Source organism: Natrinema soli, from assembly GCF_028618695.1.
In genome coordinates, this window is the sequence record NZ_JAQIVI010000778.1 from 1 (window position 1) to 1,599 (window position 1,599).

Below are 1,599 nucleotides of genomic sequence, written 5' to 3' on the forward strand. Positions count from 1 at the left end.
GATGCCGAAGCCGATCGAGCTGACGGCACCGACGGCGACGAAGACGGCCGCCTGCGCGGCCGCGGCGGGAGCCGTGACGAACACCTCCGCGATCGGCCGTGCGAAGAGCACGACCAGCACCGTCACACCGACGTAGAGCAGGATCGAGAGCCGGATGATCGCCGCGCCGTACGCACCCGCCTCGTCCTCCTCACCGGCACCCAGATGCTGTCCGACGAGCGAACTCGAGGCCAGCGACAGGCCCCAGTTGACGCTGTTGATCAGGCCACGGACGCGCCGTCCGACCTCGAGGGCCGTCACGACGACCGGGCCGAACGAAGCGGCGATCCACAGCAACGGGAAGACGACGACCCCCTGTGCGAGTCGTCGCCCGATCTCCGGCGTGGCGATTTCGATCAGCTGCCGGAACAGCGTCGGCTCGAACCACGGCCCCGACCGCGTGATCGGAACGGGACTGGGCTGCATGCCGAGCCGGCCGTACGATCGGCCGAGCATCCCCCACGCGAGCACGAGCGTCACGAACCCGCTCGCGAGCGTCGTTCCGATCGCCGCACCGGCGGCGCCCAGTCCGAAGCCGAAGATGAGGACGCCGCTGAAGACGACGTTGAGCACCGCACCGCCGGCGCGGGCCATCATCTCGGTGAACGTGTCGCCGACGCCCGTATAGGTCCGACTGGCGATGAGACTGAGGATCTCGAAGACCACCGCGGGCGCGACGAAGACGAGATAGGCGCTGCCGTGGCGAATTGCGGCCGGATCCGCACCGAGCAGGCCGATCAGACGATCGGGGACGGCGAGAAAGAGACCCGCGATCGGGAGGGCGACCCCGACCCCGAGGATGACGCTCTGCGTGACCGCCAGCGACGCGCGGTTGGTCTCCTCGCCGCCGAAGTTCTGTGAAACGAGCGTGACGGTGCCGCCCGCGATGCCCAGTCCCAGCATCGAGACGATCTGCCAGTAGCCGAGCGCGAACGACAGTCCCGCGGTTCCAGCGGTCCCGACCGCGATCCCGACCATCGCGAGGTCCGCCGTCTGCTTGGACATAATCGCGAAGCCGGTGACGATCCGGGGCCACACCAGTTCCATCGTCGAGCGAAAGCGCTCGGTGTTGATGATGCCAGCCCACTCGAGCATCCCGGCGACGAACGCGAGCGTGGCCGACCGCCACTGCCGGTCAGTCATCGATCCTCCGTTGCGTGACCGACGCCTTCGGTCTGTCGGCTCCGGCGCTCGAGGCGGTCGACGCCACCGAGCGGTGCGGGAGGACCGCACTCGAGTTGGGTCACTCTCCGCTGGAGTTGCGAGCGGATCGGCTGCAGGACCTCGAGTTGTCGTGTCTCGACTGAATTATCTGCGGAACCGCGAGAGGAGTGCCTTCAGATGCGTCGGCGAAACCAACGACGTCGGTCGGTCCATGTGAACGCCGATCTCGCCCGAGAGCGCACCGAGACCGAGCCGCTGGACCGGCTCGGGTAGCGAGTAGGCCCGCCGAATCCAGCGCCCGAGTTCCTGTTCGCGCTCGAGGTCGTCGCGCCAGGCGCGTTCGTAGGCCGCGAGCGTGGTCGGCCGATCGGGATCGATCTCGCGAGCGGCGTGGTC

General features: G+C 68.4%; 2 protein-coding genes and 1 pseudogene. 1 reads left to right on the forward strand and 2 read right to left on the reverse strand.

Annotation, left to right across the window (positions count from 1 at the left end):
- On the reverse strand, positions 1-1,182 hold a 1,182-nt coding region (locus tag PGX04_RS32230; protein ID WP_273742204.1), incomplete at its 3' end, for an MATE family efflux transporter.
- A 14-nt stretch (positions 1,183-1,196) separates the two neighbouring features.
- On the opposite strand from PGX04_RS32230, the gene PGX04_RS32235 reads away from it, so the two are divergent.
- The gene (locus PGX04_RS32235) at positions 1,197-1,346 is read left to right on the forward strand and encodes a hypothetical protein (RefSeq protein ID WP_273742206.1); all 150 of its coding nucleotides are present in this window, start codon (positions 1,197-1,199) and stop codon (positions 1,344-1,346) included.
- Position 1,347: 1 nt separating this feature from the next.
- On the opposite strand, the pseudogene PGX04_RS32240 reads toward PGX04_RS32235, so the two are convergent.
- Positions 1,348-1,599, reverse strand: a pseudogene (locus PGX04_RS32240) (geranylgeranyl reductase family protein); the annotation flags it as partial.